This window comes from Arthrobacter globiformis (genome assembly GCF_046536215.2).
Lineage (GTDB): Bacteria > Actinomycetota > Actinomycetes > Actinomycetales > Micrococcaceae > Arthrobacter > Arthrobacter globiformis_E.
In genome coordinates this window covers 3,696,864-3,713,094 of the sequence record NZ_CM143421.1, presented here as the reverse complement: position 1 = coordinate 3,713,094, position 16,231 = coordinate 3,696,864, and the positions used below count along the sequence as shown (strand labels likewise).

Here is a 16,231-nt window from a genome sequence, read left to right as displayed (position 1 = left end):
GTCTAACCCTCGCTTTGGGCGCCGGAACGCGAGCGGGCAATGATGGCCGACGCCGTGAAGTTGACGACCATGGTGACGATGAACAGGGCGAAGCCGGCGGCCATCAGCGCGCTCATGGCGAACTCGTTGGACTCCGAGTACTTCAGGGCGATCATCGCGGCAATGGAGTTCGCGCCCTTTTCGAGAATGTGGAACTTGATCTCGAAAACGGGGCTGATGATGAGGTAGATGGCGATGGTTTCCCCCAGGGCACGGCCGAGCCCCAGCATGGTTCCGCCGATGATCCCGCCGCGGCCGAAGGGCAGCACCACGGCCCGGATCATGCCCCAGCGGGTCGCGCCGAGGGCAAAGGCGCCCTCCCGTTCGCCGATGGGTGCACGCCGGAATGACTCGGTCATGATGGAGGTCTGGATCGGCACGATCATCATGGCTACCACCAGCCCGGCGATGAAGGTGGACGCCGTGAACGGGACGGTGTCGCGGAGCGGGCTTCCGGGGTCCACGCCCTCCACCTGGAAGATGGGGATCCAGCCGAACCAGACGGAGATCCACTTGCTGAAATCGACAATGTTCGGCTGCAGCAGGTAGGCGCCCCACAGCCCGAAAACCACGGAGGGGACGGCGGCGAGCAGGTCGATCAGGGAGGTCAGGGTGCGCTGGACCCAGCCGCGGGCAACCTCCGTGATGAACAGGGACGTTCCCAGCGAGAGCGGCATGGCCACGAGCAGGGCCACCACGGCGATCTGGACGGTGCCCCACAGGACGGCGGCTATGCCGAAGTCGTTGCTTTCCGGGGCCCAGTTCTGGGTGGTCAGGAACTTCCAGAGCCCCACCTCGTTGATGGCATGGATGCCGTTGGTGGCCAGGAAAATGCCCACCATGGCCATGACGGCCAGCACCACCATGCCGCCGGCGCGGGTGATGCTGCGGAAAACATAGTCCTTCGGTTCGAAGCGGTACTTCAGCGTCCGGGCTTCCGCCGCCTGGCGGTCGTCGGAGTAGTCGGGCAGGCAGGTGCTCATCGGCGTTTTCCTCGGGACAGAATTAGGGATGCAATGGCGGCTGCCGCGGCTAGGCCGAAGCCGAGGAGCAGCAGGTGCTGGGGCCATGCACTGCCGGTCCTTGCCGTCTGGCTTCCGGCCACGGGAACGATTTCCTGGACCGGGGCGTCTCCCGCCTGGGGCGTCTTGCCGGCCGGCGCGGCAGCGGCTTCGCCCCCGGCGGCCGGAGCCGCGCTCTCGCTGCCGGTCGCCGGCGCGGCCAGGTGCTCCGGAACACTGCTTACTGCGGAAGGCAGGATGCGGGCCAGCGGCGATACGGGCTTGGCGCCGGCCACCGGAGCGCTCCCCTCTTTGGACAGGGAACGGAGGGTCCCGGCGGCTGCTGCCGTCTGCGCTTTGAGCGCCGCGGTCAGCGGTGCGTATCCCGGGGGCAGCGTTCCGGAGCGGAAGCCCTGCTCCTGGCCGGCCGTTCCGATGTAGTCGAAAAGCCGGGCATACGTTCGGGCGTCTGCAGCCGTCACGGCCGCCGAATTAACCACGCCGTAGACGGGAACTGTGAGCGGGTACGCCCCGGACGCATAGTCGGGGGTGCTGTCAGGACCCACGACGCCGGCAGTTCCGGTGGGTTCGAAGGCGCCGGCGGCTGCCTGAAGGCTTGCGTTGTTGGCCGCGACGCAGGCAGTGCCGTCGGAACTGCACAGCTGCGCCGTCGGCAGCTGGAACCTGGCGGCAGAGGCCGCGTCCGTGATCGAGATGACGCTGCGGCTGCCGAAGCCCTGCCGGGGAACGGATTTGAAGGCCGGGGGGCTGCAGTCCGCGCACCAGTCGGTCACCGACGCCGGCTGCGCGCGGACGGTGTTCTGGGCGGCGGTGGCCATGTCCGGGACCCGGGCGAACTGGTCGCCGACGGTCAGCGCGGGCTGGTCCACGGTCTTGCCGTCGGCGAGCATCACGGCAGGCTTCTCAGCCCAGTAGGCCTGCGGATAGGGCGCACTGTCGGACGGATAGGCCGGCGCCGCATAGGTGAACGAAGCGGGGGTCTTGGTTTCGGCGATCTTCTGTTTCGCTGCTGCGTCCAGCTCGGCGGCACGGTCCTCGCAGGAGTCGTAGGTCCGCATGGAGTAGAACGGGTTGATCACCATGCCGTCGGGATCGGGGCAGCCCTGCAGGAACGCCCGGGCACTCTGGTTGTGGAGCAGCCAGTCCCACACCGCGGATGCCGCGTCGGAGCGTAGACCCTCGACGACGGGCGGAGCCAGGTTCCCCGCACTGCCGAGCCCCGTCGGGTTCAGTTTCAGGAACTCCGGGTCCTGCTGCAGGCTGTAGGTCATGGGCCGGCCGTAGCGCGTGTTGCCGGGTTTGGCGAAGGGCGCATCAGCAGCGGACGCGGGCGCCGTGTGCAGCGCATAGCTTTGGGTCAGCAGCTTGGCCACGAGCCGCGCGTTGAGCCGGAGGTTCCGCACCAGCGATCCGTTCCTGGCCTTGTCGGCCTCGAATTCGGCCTCGTTGGCGTAGCCGCAGTCGGCGGCTGAGTAGGCGGTGAAGCGGCGCGTGCAGACGTTGTCGATGGTCATGGCGACCACCACGCCGCTCACGGCGGCAGGGGCGTAAATCATGTCCTTCCTGCCGGCCAGCGGGCGGGTGGTGAAGGCCAGGGACCTGCCGCCGGCGAGCTGCGAGCGGGCCTGCAGGTCGGACATCGGCGAGAACCCGAGGGTGAAGTGCTGCCGGTCGCAGATGCCGGGGATCCACGACTTCATGGCCGACGCCAGCGATTCGGAGCCGAAGCTGAGCGTGGCTGCCTGGTCCGAGGGGCACACTGCGGCCACATCCTGGAAGTACAGGGGAACCTGGACCCGGGTGGCCCACAGGCTCGGCGTCAGGGGTCCGGCGTTGAGGATGCTGTCGATGACCTCTGTCCGCGGCACCGCGACGAGCCAGCACTTGCTGACGCTGGGGGCGTCGGGGCGGAATCCGCAGCCGAGGCCTGAGGCTTCTGCGCCGGTCTGGATTTCGAAGGTGCGCGAGCCCGCGGCCGCCACCTTGTCCGAACCGGTGTCGGCGGAGATGAAGTTGGACTGCTCGTTGGTGGAGGTCCGGCTGAAGTACGGGTTGCGGTACTCGCTGAGGTTGAAGCCGTCCGTGATGCGCGTCGTCTGCCCGTCAATGGCCAGGAACGGAGCCGGCAGGTTCATCGACGGCGACTTCCGGTCGGCCGCTTCCCAGTCGCCGCCGCGGACCAGGGGGTCGTTGAGGAGGGCGCGCTGGTGCGCCGGATTGGAGATGTCCCCGTCGGACCCGGTGGCGCCGAACTGGCAGGTGGCCGGGTCCGGCGAGGCCGCATCCGGATCGGGTTTGCCGTCCGGTCCCGGCGCACCCCAGCACTGGAACACCTGTAGGTATGTCGAGGTCTTGCCGTTGCTTCCGGCCACCGCCTTGGCCCCGGAGAAGGACACTGTCACGGCCTGGTTCTGCAGGTTGCGGGTCTGCGATACCGTGACGGCCAGGCCGCCCAGTCCGTTGCCGGCCCCGAACGTTGCCGCCGCTTCGCTGCGAAGCCGCGCACCGACGTCGGCGTAGGTCTTCCCTGCCGTATGCGGCAGCTGCTGCGCCGCGTCGCGGGGCACCACCGTCCCTGCCGGGTTGCCGCTGTTGTCCCAGTTGACCGTCACCGCAGAATCGCTCGCCATGCTGCCCTGGGCGCCCCAGTCCGAGCCCGGCACGGCGTCCGCCGCAGCACCCTGGGCGTGCACCAGCAGGGTGCCGGCCGTCAGGAAGGCGGCCAGCACCGCCGTCGGCACTTGCCGACGCCGGAAAGGGGCGCTGCCGGCGGCGGTGCACGCAGGGAGGCGGAGGAATGTCATCACGATTTGCGTCTTTCAGTACAGCCAGGATGCTGGCGGAGCCAGCTGGCAGAGTCAGGGGTGCGGCGGCGCCCCAGTAAGTATGTGGATTGACCGGCCGCCGGCGGCTCTTGGGAGGCAAAGGAACGGGAGCCGCCAGATGAATAGTGGGTAAAGCGTCAGTGCGCGGCCGGAGCGGGCCGGATGGCTCCGGCCCTGCCCCGGCCGCGGCGCCGGTTAGCGGATGATGCGGTAGGCCGAGGTTGCCGTCGCCGTCAGGTACCCGGTGCGGCTGAACTGGACCCGAAGCCGGATCTGCTTGCCGCGGTCGGCGGCCGTGAGGCGGTAGCTGGCCCCGGTCGCCCGGCTGATCGGCGCGCCGTTGCGCAGCCACTGGTAGCTGATGACCGAGGGTGCGGGTGACGGCCGCTTCACGACTGCCCGGAGGGTGGAGCCCACCGTGGTGGTGCCGCTGAAGCCGGGAGCTGCCACGGAGGTGAACACGGCCTTGGACACGACGGCTGCCGAGTCACGGTAGGTCGACAGGTAGCCGGGTCGGGCAAAGTAGGCCCGCGAGCGGATCTGCTTGCCGGTGTCCAGCGAGGTGAGCTTGTAGCTGGAGGCCATTGCGCCGCTGATGATGGCACCGTTGCGGAGCCACCGGTAGGTGACAGCGGTCGGCTTCGGCGTCGGCAGGGTCACCACGGACTTGACGGTGTAGCCGGCCGCCACGGTTCCGGAGATCTTCGGCACCACCAGGGCGCCGAAGGCACCCAGGACGGTGACGGTGCCGGAGGTCGACTCGGCGTCGGCGTAGCCGGCCTTCTTGCGTGTTGCCCGGACGCTGACCTTCTGTCCCTGGTCGGCGGCCACCTGCTTGTAGGTGGCAGCCGTCGCGCCGGCAATGGGGGAACCGTTGCGCAGCCACTGGAACGCGGTGCTGTCGGCGGCCGGGACCGCCGTGGCGGCCTTGGCGGTCAGGACATACCCGACGGCGGCCGTGCCGCTGACGGTGGGCGCCGCCACCGAACTGAAGGTGCCCTGGGCCGCGCTGATGCTCCACTGCCCGCTGCCGTCCGTGGTCAGCGTTGCCCACGCGGCGACGGGCCTGCCGTTGACGGCGTTGACGGTGGTGGTGGCGAAGTCTGCGGACTGCTGAGTGCACACAAAGCCAATGCTGTAGGTGTGGTTGGGTGCGGCCGCGGAGGCCATGCTGGCGATGGCGGCATTGGTGCCGTCGCGGAAGCCGTTCTCCAGGGTGCTCGGCGCGGCCAGGTTGCCGTTGGCGTCCAGGGACATCTGGAACAGCGGATCCTGGGTGAAGGGGTAGAGAGTCTCAACGCGAACGTCGGAGCCTGCCACTGCCGGGGTCTCGGTGCCGCGGTCGGTCAGGAACACCAGGGCACCGGACATCGTGTCAGTGACCGGGCACTGCATGTCGGTGGTCAGTTCGGCCGCGGCGAGGTCCGCCGCGGCCCAGGTGCCGCTGGTCTTGCTCGAGGTGACGGTCCCGGCGGAGCCTTCCGGGACCACTGCCTGGGCCGGGACGATGCTGCCGGTCAGCAGCAGCGCTCCGCCAAGTACGGCGACGGCGGCCTTAACGCCCCGCGGGAATGAATTGCCTTCGATGGCCATGAGCCTTCTCTTTCATGAATATTCGCCAAGCCGGCGAGAAGCTGTGAACTGGGTACGGGCCGTGACCCGGAGCAGGAGGCAGGCGCGGCCGGCCTCCGGGGAGTTCGCTAGTTGGTGTAACCGGAGGGCTTGCCCTTGGTCCAGTCGCCGGCGTACTCGATGTTCTTGAAGCCGAACTTGGTGATGATGCTCTTGGCTGCGGTGGTCTTCAGCAGCGAGGTGACGGTGTTGCGGAGGATGACGTTCCTGCCGTCCGTCGCTGTCTGAACGGACGTGGGGACCACGTTGTAGGTGTCTCGGGCGAAGGTGCCCACCGTGCTGGCGGGAACGAGCGCCGGGTTTCCGAACAGCGTTCCCGGCCGGAGGGCAGTTCCGGATGAGGCGGGGTCAACAGCCTTTAGTCCGTCGATGTCAGCCAGCACCTGGCCCGCGGTGGTGGTGTTGCCGGTGGCGCCGTTCTTCTGGGCGATCCACTGCGCGGCGGAGAAGGGGATGATGTCGCCTTCGCCGACCAGCGCTGCGCCGTTGTTTTCCGCCGACACCTGGTTCTCGGCCGGGATGCACGTGGTGCTCACGGTGATTCCGGCTGCCTTCAGGAAGAAGCTGCGGGTGCCCGAGCTCGCCTGAGGCAGCTTCGGGGTCAGCGTGATGCCGTTGATCACCGGCTTGCCGGCGGCATCGATGGTGACTCCTGCGCCCGCGGTGCAGGTGAAGATGTTCTTGATCTGCTCGGTTGTCAGGTCCAGTGGTCCGGTGCTTGCCGAGTCCTTGTAGGCCACGCTGACGGCGTCGCGGGCGAACGGGAGGAACGTCAGGTCGTTGCCGGCGACGGACGGCGATGAGGAGGACCGCGCGATGCTGATGTCCTCCGGCGCCAGCGTGAAGGCGGTTCCGGTGGTGTCCTTGTAGACGTGGTTTGCCGGGTTGTGGGCCGCGCTGAGGGCCTTGACGCCGGCGCCGGAACCGGCCGGACGGGACAGCTGCTTGCCGGTTTCCAGCGTGATGGACGCCTCCCCAAAGGCGTCATACGAGGCCACCGAGCGCAGCGGACCTGCGTTGGTCAGGCCGTTCCAGACGTCCTGGGTGGTGTCGGATCCGACGGCGGCATAGGCACGGCCGGCGGCGGCCGGGTCGGCCGAGGCGAGTGTGACGCCCGCAAGCCCAAGAGCCAGCACGGAGGCGCTGATGACCCCGGCCTTCTTGAGGGTCTTTGAATTCATGGTGTTCCCCATCTAGGAAGTTCAGTCAATTTGGCGGATCGTGGCCTGAGAAAGTCTGCGGCAGGCCCTCCCGGGGCGGCGAAGCCGCAGACAAAGGAACAGCGCACTGCGGATGAACATCAGGCGACCATCCCGGGAACTCGTCGGACGCCGCGGCAGCCGGCCATCTTCCCTTTCCACGCAGCCCCGGTTCTTGAGCGAATCTTGATGCGCGGCTGGGGGAATCTTGATCCGCGGCTGACAGCTTGATCCGGTCGAACTATGGAGGAGACCGGCTTGGTGAACGAGCGGATTGCTTTCACGTCCTTCACGAACCGGAGCGTTCCGGCCGTGGTGCGCTGGAAGGAACGCGAGGCGGAAGTACTCGCTTCCCTTCCGCAGCCTGCCCACACCCCCAGGCATGCCGGCCTGCGGGAGCGTCACTTCCCTGCAGCCCCGGTGCTCCAGCCGCAGCCGCTTCGCGCGGTGCAGCGCCTGACCAGGAGATTGCCCGGTGTCCCCGAGCCGCTGACGGTGTGGCGCCTGGTGTCCGGAAACCACCGGGAGCTCGGCCGCGGGGCCGGGACCTTCGACACCCAGGCCCTGGCGGTCACCCACGCGCAGTCCCTCATCGACGAGGCCCACCGGCTGAGCGTCAGTTTCGTGCGCCATGCGGGCACAGGAAAGCTTGGCTGGTACGCGGGGCTGGGCTACCGGCCCCTGCTCCTGGCCCCGGCGTGGTACGGGACAACCCGGGATTGCGAGCGGTCCGCTGCCACCGCCCTCGTGGCGCTGCAGGCGGCCGTCATCAGTCCTTCGGTGGTGAAATACGGGCCGCGGTATGGCGTGGATGACGTGCCGGCAGCGGCGCCGGCGCTGCAGGTGTGCTGAGCGGTCCTGCTCAGCCGCAAGCCTTGAACGCGTCGACGAACAGCCGTGCGCATTCGTTGACGTACTGCTCCAGGGGCACAAAAACGGTCCGCGAGTCGGGGTCGACCATGCGGCTTATGCTGGCGATAAACAGCCCCGCCGTTCCGCTGTCCAGCAGGAGCCGCGGCGGCGGGAACCATTCCGTGGGGGCGTCCACCAGCTTGCTGCCCTGGAAATCCCGAAGCCTGCCCAGTTGCACGTAGGGCCGCAGAGCCCGGGTAAGGGGGACTCCCGCTTTCTGGCCGGACAGCGTCAGCTCACCCTGCCGGCTGACGTTGAAGTAGACCGGACCCCGCAGATGGTACGAAACATGGTCGCCTTTGCGGCTGAACCGGGCGTCGGCGACGGGAAACGAGTCGTCGGACATGGCCGCGAATATCCCGCCCTTGTCGTAAATGACACGGGTCATTTGTCCGAGGTTACGAAGAAACGGGTCAAGCTCGTCGAGCTGACGCTGCACCATTGCATCGTCAAAGTCGTGCATGGTGGTGATGATACGCCGGGCAGGTTAATTCGGACCGCCGCGGGTTGAAGATGAATGTTGGGTGAAAGGTCCCGGAATCCCGGCCGGGTACGCGGTCCCTTGGCTATCCTTGGCCAATGGTTCTCCACGCAGCCGAGGTGCTGATCAACGCGCGGCTGTCCACGGTGTGGGACGTCCTGACGGATTCGGGCAACATGACCGTCTGGAACTCGGGCGTCACAGAGATCGACGGGGACCTGCGGGACGGCGAAAGGGTCCGCATCACCACTTCGCGGACGGGCCGCCCGGTCCGGGCACGGATCCGGCAGGATTCGGGCGAGGTCATGACCTGGACCTCCGCCCTGCCGCTGCGGCTGCTCCGGGTGGTCCGCTCATTTACCCTTATTCCCCGCTCTGGCCGGACCCTCCTGAAGGTAACCGTCGAGGCATCCGGTCCGCTCCTGCGCTGGTCCTCCCCGGCCACCCAGCAGGACCTGGACGATTTCGTGGCCGCGGCCCGGCACCGCGCCGAACTCCTGGACAGGACGTCGTGACCGTGGCGGACCAGAATGGCGCGGGGCCTTTGAAGAGCCCCGGGGATGCGCATCCGGAGTGGACCCTGCTGTACCGCAGGGGCCTGTCCCGGAAGAAAATCGCGGACCTGGCCCGGGTCAACATCTCCGCCGTCACGGCCCACCTCACGGCTGCCAAGGCCGCGGACCCCGGCCTGAAAACAGAGCACCGGGCAGCAGCCGCAACCGCAACCGGCCACGCGGCTCCCGGCATCAAACGCCTGTATCAGCTGCTCGCCATGGTCGAGGCAACAGGCCGCTACCCCTCCCGCAACGCGGAGGACAAGGCGGAACGGGAACTGGCCCAATGGCTGCGGCGCCGCCGCCGCGATGCGGACGCGGGCATCCTGAACCCGGTCATCGGCGCAGGCCTGTCCGTGCTGCCCGACTGGCGGCGAAAGCCCCGCGAGGCCAGGGAAGAGGAGAAATGGCAGGAGCACCTGGAACGGCTTGCTGCTTACCTGGCTGCGGGGAATCCTTGGCCGCGCACTACCCCCGGCGTGACCGGGCCGGAAAAGGAGCTGGGCGGGTGGCTGCGCACCCAGCGCTACAAGTTCCGCCACGGCGACCTCTCCCCCGAACGCTCAAGCGCGCTGGACGCAGCCCTGCCCGGATGGCCCACCGCCCGGAAGGCGGCTGCCGAGGCTTCGCCGCCCGACGATGTGCCCGGCTGACCGCTGTGCGAATCGGCTCAGTCGCCGACGGCGTCGCGGCCGCGCCGCACGATGAGCGGGTCGGGCTCGTAGACCACGGAGGTGTCCTTGCCGTCGTAGTCGAACTGGTTGAGGAAGAAGCGCAGGGCGTTGACCCGGGCACGTTTCTTATCGTTGGACTTGATGGTGATCCACGGCGCATCGTCGGTGTCGGTGCGCAGGAACGTCTGCTCCTTGGCCTCGGTGTAGTCATCCCACCTGTCCAGTGACGCCAGGTCCATGGGCGAGAGTTTCCAGCGCCGGACGGGGTCGATCTGGCGGATCGCAAAGCGCGTGCGCTGCTCGCGGCGGGTCACGGAGAACCAGAACTTGTTCAGGTGGATGCCGGAGTCCACCAGCATCTTCTCGAACTCCGGGACCTGCCACATGAAGCTGCGGTAATCCTCGTCAGTGCAGAAACCCATAACGCGTTCCACGTTGGCCCGGTTGTACCAGGAACGGTCGAACATCACGATCTCGCCCGCCGTCGGAAGGTGCTGGATGTAGCGCTGGAAGTACCACTGCCCCAGTTCCCGGTCGGAAGGTTTGCCGAGCGCGACTGTCCTTGCCGTTCGGGGATCCAGGTGCTCGGTGAAGCGCTTGATGGTTCCGCCCTTGCCGGCCGCGTCCCTGCCCTCGAACACAATCACGTTCTTGAGGCCGTTGTCCTGGCCCCAGTACTGGAACTTGAGCAGCTCGATCTGAAGGAGGTACTTCTCCATCTCGTATTCCGGCCGGGTCATCCGCTTCTCGTACGGGTAGTCTTCCCGCCACGTCTCCACCGCCGAGCCGCCCGGATCAATAAGCTCCGGATCATCGCCCTGCCCGCCGCTGACTGTGTATCCCGACTCCACGAGGTCATCGATGGCCTGGCGCAGGTTTTCCCGGACCCACCAGTCCTCTCCGGGTGCCCACGGTTTGGAGGACTCTGCCATCCGGATCTCCTTCACTTCAGCCAATCGTCAGCCGGATTTTAACCGGCCGGAAAAACGGGACGGTGAACAGGGCTGCGCCCCGGGCGGCTGCTCCTGCTGGCTTTCGTTGTAACGCTAGCTGCCATTTCCCGCAAGGCTGGCGCCGGCCCGGTCCCTGTTTTTACAATCGGTGATGCCGGTCTTTGTGGGGGCAAGGCACTTGGTGTTAAGCAAATGCGCCAAAGGAGTACGACGATGGTAAACATTCCTGACCTGATTGCCGCCCTGCTTCCGGACGAACTGGAACGCCTCCGATCCGGTGGCCCGGGCCACATCCTTGACGGCAGCCTGACCGCCGCCATCGACAGGGCAGCCGGCGGCACCGGCGAGGGCCGCGGCTACTACGTGGTCCGGGGACATCTCTGGCCCGTCGAAGCCCGCGAATACCATCTGCGCGAGGACGTCGCCGAGCACCTCTTCGGACCGGCCTTGAGCGCTCCGGACGCGGCTGTGACCTGACCAAGGTCAGAATCAGGACTCCCGGGGAAGCGCCGGGACAACAATCACCGGTCGGCGCTGGATGCGCACGAGCCGGGCAGACACGGACCGCTCCAGCAGCCTGCTGAAGCTTGCCCGGGCACCATTGCGGGGACCTCCGACGACGATGGCCGCGGCGCCGGTGCTGTCGGCCAGCCGCGCGAGGGCCTCCGGCACTGACCCGTTCAGCACCCGCAGGGACCAGGTTTCTCCCGGCGTGCCCAGGACCGCCTGCAGCGCCGACCGCACTTCCGCCGCCGGGAACAGCGACTCCACGTTGGGCTGCGGGTCCATTGAGGCGGCCGTCCTTGTGCGTGCGGCGTCGAATTCGGCCAGATACCCGGACGGGTCAACGAAGGCACAGACGAGGTGCGCGCCCAGCCCGTCCGCGAGTTCGGCTGCGCACGCAACCAATCCCGGCGGCGGCTCCCATGGCACGCCGACGATCAGGGGGCCGTATGTCCACGCGGACCCCTCGTAACGGCCGGAGGGAAGATCATTCATGGCGCAAGCAGGTTAATCCGTCTGTAAGCTTCCGTCCAGCGGCCGGGCACCTTCTGGTCACCGCAGCATCGTGTGCCCTCCCTACTGTCTGAGCGGTGCCATTCGCACCCATCATTCGCATCTGGGAGAACCTCCACATGAAACGCACATTTTCCGTGTCCGCATCGGCGACGCTCATCGCAGTTTCCGCTCTTGCCGGACTGGCCGCCGTTGGCTCCCCTGCCAGCGCAGCCAACAACGCCGCTGACAGCGGCCGCGTGAAGAACGTCATCTACATGGTGGGAGACGGCATGGGCCGCACCCACGTCACCGCCGGCCGCGAACGCTTCTACGGTGCTGATGGCCGGCTGAACATGGAAAAGCTGCCCGCCCACGGCTATGTCAGCACCTACTCCGTGGAGAAGAACTCCGGCCAGCCCGGACAGGCAGACTTCCGCCCGAACTACGTCACCGACTCCGCATCCTCGGCCACCGCGTGGGCATCCGGCGTCAAGACGTACAACGCCGCGCTGGGCGTGGACGCCAAGGGAACCTCCGTTCCGACCCTCATGGAAAAGGCGAAGCAGGCCGGATACCGTACCGGCAACGTCTCCACCGCCGAAATCACCGATGCCACCCCCGCCGGGCAGATGAGCCACGCCCTCGCCCGCGGCTGCCAGGGGCCCGTCTACTCCGCAGCTGCCTGCCAGGACACCGCCATCACCGGTTCGCCGCTTGCGACCAGCGACCTGCGCGTCACCCCGATCGCCGACCAGATCGCCCGCAACGGCACCGCCGATGTCATCCTCGGCGGCGGCCTGAGCCGGTTCGACACCGCTGACGAGAAGGCACTGCGCGACCAGGGCTACACGGTCCTCGGCTCCCCCGCGTCCCAGACCGTGGCAACCAAGTCGGATCTCGCCTCCGCAGCCGGCCAGAAGGTGTTTGGCCTGTTCAACAAGGGCAACCTGACCGTGGAGAAATCCAAGCAGGACAACCCCTCGGCGCCGCAGGCCCAGGAACCGACACTGGCCGAGATGACCAAAAAGTCCATCGATCTGCTGGGCTCCGGCAGCCAAGGCAACGGCTTCTACCTCCAGGTCGAGGGTGCACTCATCGACAAGCGCTCCCACGCCAATGACGCGGCCCAGACCCTGGAAGAGATCAAGGCCTTCGACGACGCCGTTGCCGCAGCCATGGACTTCGCCAGGAAGGACGGCAACACCCTCGTGATCGTGACAGCGGACCACGAGTGCGCCGGCTTCAACATCATCGAGAAGGGCTCCTTCACGAACGCCGAAGCCGCGAACCCGCCGGTGAATGTCGACGGCGGCAACACTGCCAACAACTCCACGCCCACCCGCGCGGGCGGCAACACCAAGGACGCCACCCGCTCAACGGGAATCGTCAACGGCGCCGGCTCGGGCGATCCGCACAACTTCGCCCCCGCCACGTTCCGTACTCCTGATGACGCCGCCGGCGTGCAGGACGGATCCAAGGACGCCAGCCTCTGGCTGACCTACCTTTCCGGCAACCACACCGGAGCCGACGTCCCCATCTTCTCGTTCGGCTCGGGCTCGGAAAAGCTCCAGGGCAGCGTGGACAACACCGATCTCTTCAGCATCGTCGGCGACGCCCTTCGGGTGAGCTGACCCCTTGCAGTACCGGTGGCCGGGGAGCATCCCCGGCCACCGGACCCATAACTCCATCACTGCCAGCACAGGAAACATCCACATGCACCACAAAATGAAGGCCGCCCTCGCGGGCGGCGCAGCGCTTCTGGCTGCGGCCGCTGTCCTCGCAGGGACGCTGAACCAGCCGGCAGGCCAGGCCGCCGCAGAAACGCCCCGTCCGGCAGCGACCGTCCAGGCGACACTGCCGGGCCTGGTCCCCGCGTCGGGGGAACCCGGACTGCCGGGGCTGCAGGGCGCCAAACCCGCCACGGGCCGGGCCGTCCAGGTCAAGGGACCCTTCGATGACCGGTTCGTCCTGGAGCAGCTGGCATTTACCCAGGCGGCCGCCAGCGGTTCGATCCGCGTCACCAGTGACGTCAGCGACCTGCTCGAGCTGGAGGTTCTCGCCGGCTTCTACGACGAACAGGGCAAGCTGCTGGGCACCGGACGGTACGTACACCACGCCGAGGAAGACGGGCACAGCCACTCCGGCCCGCCGTCGGAGACCGAAAAGTTCAGCATCCCGGTCCCGGCAAACCTCCGGGGCAAGGCTGTTTCCGCCGCCGTGGGCGTTCCCGTCCTCGTCAACGAATAAGTCGGTCAACGAGTAAGTCGGTCAACGAGAAGCGGGACAGCGAGCGCCACGCGGCTAGGAGGCGAACGGGTCCAGGTGCTGGCTCTTGATCTCCGGAGGCGTCGCGCCCTGGAGAACCCAACGGTTGCCGTCCGGGTCGCTGAGGAAGGCGAACTGCACGCCGCCCATGTCCTGGACCTCGCTGATGCCGGCGCCGCGCTCCACCAGTTCGGCGCGCACCGCGTCAATGTCCGGGACGACGAGCTGCAGCCCCTCCAGGCTCCCCGGCGCCATGCTGGTCATGCCCGTCCCGATGACGATCGAAGCAGCAGACCCCGGCGGCGTCAGCTGCACCACCCGCATGCCGGGGATGTGCTCCACATCGTGGTCCAGGACGAAGCCCAGCTTCTCCACGTAAAACGACTTCGCCGCGTCCACGTCAGCGACCGGCACTTGCACAACTTCAAGGCGCATCTTCATGCGCCCCACCCTACCGCCGCCCGGCCGGTGGATAGGCACATTTCCGCTGACGGAACTGACGACGGCGGGAGGTTCCGCCGTCGTCGTTTCTATACCGGGCGCCGTGGCCGGCTCAGCCGGAGGACGGGAGCGCCGGCGGCTTCGACCCGGAACGGCGTCTGGCGGCCTTTAGCCCGCGTTTCCGGGCCAGAACAGCCCGCCTGGGGACGTGGTGTTTGTGGCTCTGGCGCTCCTTCATACGCAGCGCCTTCCGTTCCTGCCTCACGGCCCGCCGCACATCCCGGTTGATCCTCGAGAGCAACAGCACCGGAACAACGAGCCACAGCAGCGCCACCGCGAACACCAACATGATCGACACCAGCGGATCCATGTAGCAAGTCTATTGAGTCCGACGCTCAATCATAAGCACCCTTATCGATTCGTTATGCGGCGGTCGTCAAAGCCGCTCAGCCCGCCAGGACCTGCAGGATCCCGAACTCCCCCACAGAGAACATCCGCGCGTTGTCGTCCGAGTTGCTCAGCATCGCGGTGGACAGGACGAGGGCCCAGCCTCGGGCGCGCGCCCAGGTGTCCCTCCAGGTGTCCCCGACCACCGAGGAGCCAGCCGGGGAGCCAAAGGCGCCGATGAAGCGCTGCCGGGTGCCGGCGTCGAACATCAACCAGCCAACGGCGAGATCGACGGCGGGGTCCCCCGCCCCCACGTCGCCGAAGTCGATCACGCCGGCCAGCGACCCGTCGGCTGCCAGCAGGATGTTGGCCGGATGCAGGTCGCCGTGGAGCATTATCGCCGGACCGCCCCAGGCAGGGGCCGCGCAGGCCTGCTCCCAGACGGCCCGCAGGTCCGCGGCCTGCGGGTAACGCTCCCGGTCCCGGAGCCGTTCCAGCACCACCGCATCCCGGTCGGGCAGCGGCACCCCGCGGACAGGATTCACCGGGACCCCCGCGTCGGCGGGAGCGTGGAGCGCCTTGAGAAAGGCGGCCAAGCCGTCAGCGGCCGCCGCACGGTCCGCCGGTCCGGCATCCACGGCTGCGGTGCCGGGAACCCACCGGACGACGCTCCACGGCAAGGGGAAGTCCGACGTCGGCCGGCCGGCATGGACGGGCACAGGAACCGGAACCTGGGACCGGCTGGCAATCCCCGGAAGGTACAGCTGCTCGTGCAGGATCAGCGGCACGGCCTCGTCCCGGCGGGGCAGCCTGACCGCCAGATCGTCACCGAGCCGGAAGGTCGCGTTGTCCCAGCCGTTGGCCACCCGCACCAGCGGGAGGCGGGCCAGGTCGGGCCGCTGGTCCCGGAGGAGGGCATGGACGACGGCGGCACTCACCTCCACCGTGGCCGGCGGCATTCCTGCCATGAAACTCCCGCCTTTCCCGCCCTCAGTAAACAGTGCCCTCCAGCAGTTCAGCGAGCCGGGCTACGGCGCGGCGCAGTTCGGGCACGCCCGCCTTCAACCCCTCCTCGGTGGCGGCTTCCACCGGGCTGGTCAGGGCAATGGATTCGCTGGGCAGCCCCGCCCTGTTGATGGCCATCGCCACCGAGAGGACACCGGTGGCGCGTTCGTCGGCCGAATAGGCGTAGTCGGTTCCGGATTCGGGCAGCCGCGCCTTGAGCTCGGCCAGGCTGAAGGTGGGCTTCTCGTGCCCGGCCGCCACCGCCCCCTGCACCACCTCCTGGAGGTGATCGTCGGGCGCGCCGGCCAGCAGAATCTTGCCGGCAGCACCGACCGTCAGGGGAAGCCGCTTGCCCAGGGGCATGTCATACCGCAGCGGGGCGTCGCCGTCGACGCGGACCACCAGGATGCGCTCGATACCCAGGCGGGTGTACAGCGAGGCGGTCATTCCGGTCTGCGCCGCCACCTGCTGGAGCACCGGACGGGACGCGGTCACCAGGGGGTCGTTCTCGATGTAGCTGCGCGCCGCCGGCAGCACGGCCGGCCCGATCCGGTACGTCTTGTCCGTCTGGCTGACCATGCCGAAGTCCTGCAGCACCCGCAGGATGCGCAGCGTGGTGGGCAGGCTCATGCCGCAGTTCCGCGCCAGATCGCTGAGCCGCTGGGGGCGGTCGGCGCGCTGCAGCTCGGCAAACACTTCCATCGCCCGCGACAGCGAGCGCATGTTGGAGGGCTTGCTGCCGTCGTCCGCTGCAGTGCCGGACTGCGCATTGGTGACCGTCATTCTTTCATTCTATGTAACTTCTCTGCCCCGCCAGCCCGCTTGACAGCACCTGTGGGCCGT

17 protein-coding genes are annotated in these 16,231 nt (G+C 67.8%); 6 read left to right on the top strand and 11 right to left on the bottom strand.

The features are described 5' to 3' along the window. Nucleotides 1–2: 2 nt before the first annotated feature. The 4 genes from pstC to R5O87_RS16680 all read right to left on the bottom strand — a co-directional run bounded on the left by pstC (nucleotide 3) and on the right by R5O87_RS16680 (nucleotide 6,699). Nucleotides 3–1,022: a phosphate ABC transporter permease subunit PstC gene (gene pstC / locus R5O87_RS16695; protein WP_410555661.1), complete on the bottom strand. Its 1,020-nt coding sequence runs from the start codon at nucleotides 1,020–1,022 to the stop codon at nucleotides 3–5. Next, nucleotides 1,019–3,868: a hypothetical protein gene (locus R5O87_RS16690; protein WP_410555660.1), complete on the bottom strand. Its 2,850-nt coding sequence runs from the start codon at nucleotides 3,866–3,868 to the stop codon at nucleotides 1,019–1,021. The genes pstC and R5O87_RS16690 overlap by 4 nt, the downstream gene beginning before the upstream one ends. A gap of 213 nt (nucleotides 3,869–4,081) precedes the next feature. After that, complete coding sequence (locus R5O87_RS16685) at nucleotides 4,082–5,479, bottom strand: hypothetical protein (protein ID WP_410555659.1); 1,398 nt, start codon at nucleotides 5,477–5,479, stop codon at nucleotides 4,082–4,084. Nucleotides 5,480–5,586: 107 nt separating this feature from the next. Next, nucleotides 5,587–6,699 (bottom strand): hypothetical protein, encoded by a 1,113-nt coding sequence (locus tag R5O87_RS16680; protein ID WP_410555658.1) that lies wholly within the window; start codon nucleotides 6,697–6,699, stop codon nucleotides 5,587–5,589. 279 nt (nucleotides 6,700–6,978) lie between these two features. Between R5O87_RS16680 and R5O87_RS16675 the strand changes: the two genes are divergently transcribed. After that, the gene (locus R5O87_RS16675; protein WP_410555657.1) at nucleotides 6,979–7,569 is read left to right on the top strand and encodes a hypothetical protein; all 591 of its coding nucleotides are present in this window, start codon (nucleotides 6,979–6,981) and stop codon (nucleotides 7,567–7,569) included. A 10-nt stretch (nucleotides 7,570–7,579) separates the two neighbouring features. On the opposite strand, the gene R5O87_RS16670 is transcribed toward R5O87_RS16675, so the two are convergent. Next, on the bottom strand, nucleotides 7,580–8,017 hold the full coding sequence (locus R5O87_RS16670; RefSeq protein WP_410555656.1) for a hypothetical protein: 438 nt from the start codon (nucleotides 8,015–8,017) through the stop codon (nucleotides 7,580–7,582). Between the two features lie 191 nt (nucleotides 8,018–8,208). On the opposite strand from R5O87_RS16670, the gene R5O87_RS16665 reads away from it, so the two are divergent. Both R5O87_RS16665 and R5O87_RS16660 read left to right on the top strand, forming a co-directional pair. Further along, nucleotides 8,209–8,625, top strand: a complete 417-nt coding sequence (locus R5O87_RS16665; protein WP_410555655.1) for an SRPBCC family protein — start codon at nucleotides 8,209–8,211, stop codon at nucleotides 8,623–8,625. A gap of 2 nt (nucleotides 8,626–8,627) precedes the next feature. Then, entirely contained in the window at nucleotides 8,628–9,317 is a 690-nt protein-coding gene (locus R5O87_RS16660) for a helicase associated domain-containing protein (RefSeq protein ID WP_410555654.1), read from the top strand. Nucleotides 9,318–9,334: 17 nt separating this feature from the next. On the opposite strand, the gene ppk2 is transcribed toward R5O87_RS16660, so the two are convergent. Continuing rightward, nucleotides 9,335–10,270 carry a polyphosphate kinase 2 gene (gene ppk2, locus R5O87_RS16655; protein WP_410555653.1) on the bottom strand — a complete coding sequence of 312 codons (936 nt, stop codon included), beginning with the start codon at nucleotides 10,268–10,270 and terminating at the stop codon, nucleotides 9,335–9,337. Between the two features lie 234 nt (nucleotides 10,271–10,504). On the opposite strand from ppk2, the gene R5O87_RS16650 reads away from it, so the two are divergent. Next, a complete protein-coding gene (locus tag R5O87_RS16650) occupies nucleotides 10,505–10,768 on the top strand; it encodes a hypothetical protein (protein WP_410555652.1) in 264 nt (87 codons plus the stop codon). Between the two features lie 12 nt (nucleotides 10,769–10,780). Here R5O87_RS16650 and R5O87_RS16645 read toward each other — a convergent pair whose 3' ends face one another. Beyond that, a complete protein-coding gene (locus R5O87_RS16645) occupies nucleotides 10,781–11,290 on the bottom strand; it encodes a universal stress protein (protein WP_410555651.1) in 510 nt (169 codons plus the stop codon). A 137-nt stretch (nucleotides 11,291–11,427) separates the two neighbouring features. Between R5O87_RS16645 and R5O87_RS16640 the strand changes: the two genes are divergently transcribed. Then, nucleotides 11,428–12,921, top strand: a complete 1,494-nt coding sequence (locus tag R5O87_RS16640; RefSeq protein ID WP_410555650.1) for an alkaline phosphatase — start codon at nucleotides 11,428–11,430, stop codon at nucleotides 12,919–12,921. Between the two features lie 82 nt (nucleotides 12,922–13,003). Beyond that, nucleotides 13,004–13,537 carry a hypothetical protein gene (locus R5O87_RS16635; RefSeq protein ID WP_410555649.1) on the top strand — a complete coding sequence of 178 codons (534 nt, stop codon included), beginning with the start codon at nucleotides 13,004–13,006 and terminating at the stop codon, nucleotides 13,535–13,537. Nucleotides 13,538–13,591: 54 nt separating this feature from the next. Here R5O87_RS16635 and R5O87_RS16630 read toward each other — a convergent pair whose 3' ends face one another. From R5O87_RS16630 to R5O87_RS16615, 4 genes are all read right to left on the bottom strand, one after another. Continuing rightward, nucleotides 13,592–13,996, bottom strand: a complete 405-nt coding sequence (locus R5O87_RS16630) for a VOC family protein (protein ID WP_410555648.1) — start codon at nucleotides 13,994–13,996, stop codon at nucleotides 13,592–13,594. A 112-nt stretch (nucleotides 13,997–14,108) separates the two neighbouring features. Then, nucleotides 14,109–14,354, bottom strand: a complete 246-nt coding sequence (locus R5O87_RS16625; RefSeq protein ID WP_410555647.1) for a hypothetical protein — start codon at nucleotides 14,352–14,354, stop codon at nucleotides 14,109–14,111. Between the two features lie 88 nt (nucleotides 14,355–14,442). Then, the gene (locus tag R5O87_RS16620) at nucleotides 14,443–15,351 is read right to left on the bottom strand and encodes an aminoglycoside phosphotransferase family protein (RefSeq protein ID WP_410555646.1); all 909 of its coding nucleotides are present in this window, start codon (nucleotides 15,349–15,351) and stop codon (nucleotides 14,443–14,445) included. A gap of 22 nt (nucleotides 15,352–15,373) precedes the next feature. Next, nucleotides 15,374–16,171 carry an IclR family transcriptional regulator gene (locus tag R5O87_RS16615; RefSeq protein WP_410555645.1) on the bottom strand — a complete coding sequence of 266 codons (798 nt, stop codon included), beginning with the start codon at nucleotides 16,169–16,171 and terminating at the stop codon, nucleotides 15,374–15,376. Between the last annotated feature and the right edge of the window lie 60 nt (nucleotides 16,172–16,231).

Coding starts and splice junctions, on each gene's coding strand:
- R5O87_RS16645 (WP_410555651.1), bottom strand. CDS start 11,290: ATGAATGATCTTCCCTCCGGCCGTTACGAGGGGTCCGCGTGGACATAC.
- R5O87_RS16630 (WP_410555648.1), bottom strand. CDS start 13,996: ATGAAGATGCGCCTTGAAGTTGTGCAAGTGCCGGTCGCTGACGTGGAC.
- R5O87_RS16680 (WP_410555658.1), bottom strand. CDS start 6,699: ATGAATTCAAAGACCCTCAAGAAGGCCGGGGTCATCAGCGCCTCCGTG.
- R5O87_RS16640 (WP_410555650.1), top strand. CDS start 11,428: ATGAAACGCACATTTTCCGTGTCCGCATCGGCGACGCTCATCGCAGTT.
- R5O87_RS16620 (WP_410555646.1), bottom strand. CDS start 15,351: ATGGCAGGAATGCCGCCGGCCACGGTGGAGGTGAGTGCCGCCGTCGTC.
- R5O87_RS16685 (WP_410555659.1), bottom strand. CDS start 5,479: ATGGCCATCGAAGGCAATTCATTCCCGCGGGGCGTTAAGGCCGCCGTC.
- R5O87_RS16670 (WP_410555656.1), bottom strand. CDS start 8,017: ATGACCCGTGTCATTTACGACAAGGGCGGGATATTCGCGGCCATGTCC.
- R5O87_RS16635 (WP_410555649.1), top strand. CDS start 13,004: ATGCACCACAAAATGAAGGCCGCCCTCGCGGGCGGCGCAGCGCTTCTG.
- R5O87_RS16650 (WP_410555652.1), top strand. CDS start 10,505: ATGGTAAACATTCCTGACCTGATTGCCGCCCTGCTTCCGGACGAACTG.
- ppk2 (WP_410555653.1), bottom strand. CDS start 10,270: ATGGCAGAGTCCTCCAAACCGTGGGCACCCGGAGAGGACTGGTGGGTC.
- pstC (WP_410555661.1), bottom strand. CDS start 1,022: ATGAGCACCTGCCTGCCCGACTACTCCGACGACCGCCAGGCGGCGGAA.
- R5O87_RS16665 (WP_410555655.1), top strand. CDS start 8,209: ATGGTTCTCCACGCAGCCGAGGTGCTGATCAACGCGCGGCTGTCCACG.
- R5O87_RS16615 (WP_410555645.1), bottom strand. CDS start 16,171: ATGACGGTCACCAATGCGCAGTCCGGCACTGCAGCGGACGACGGCAGC.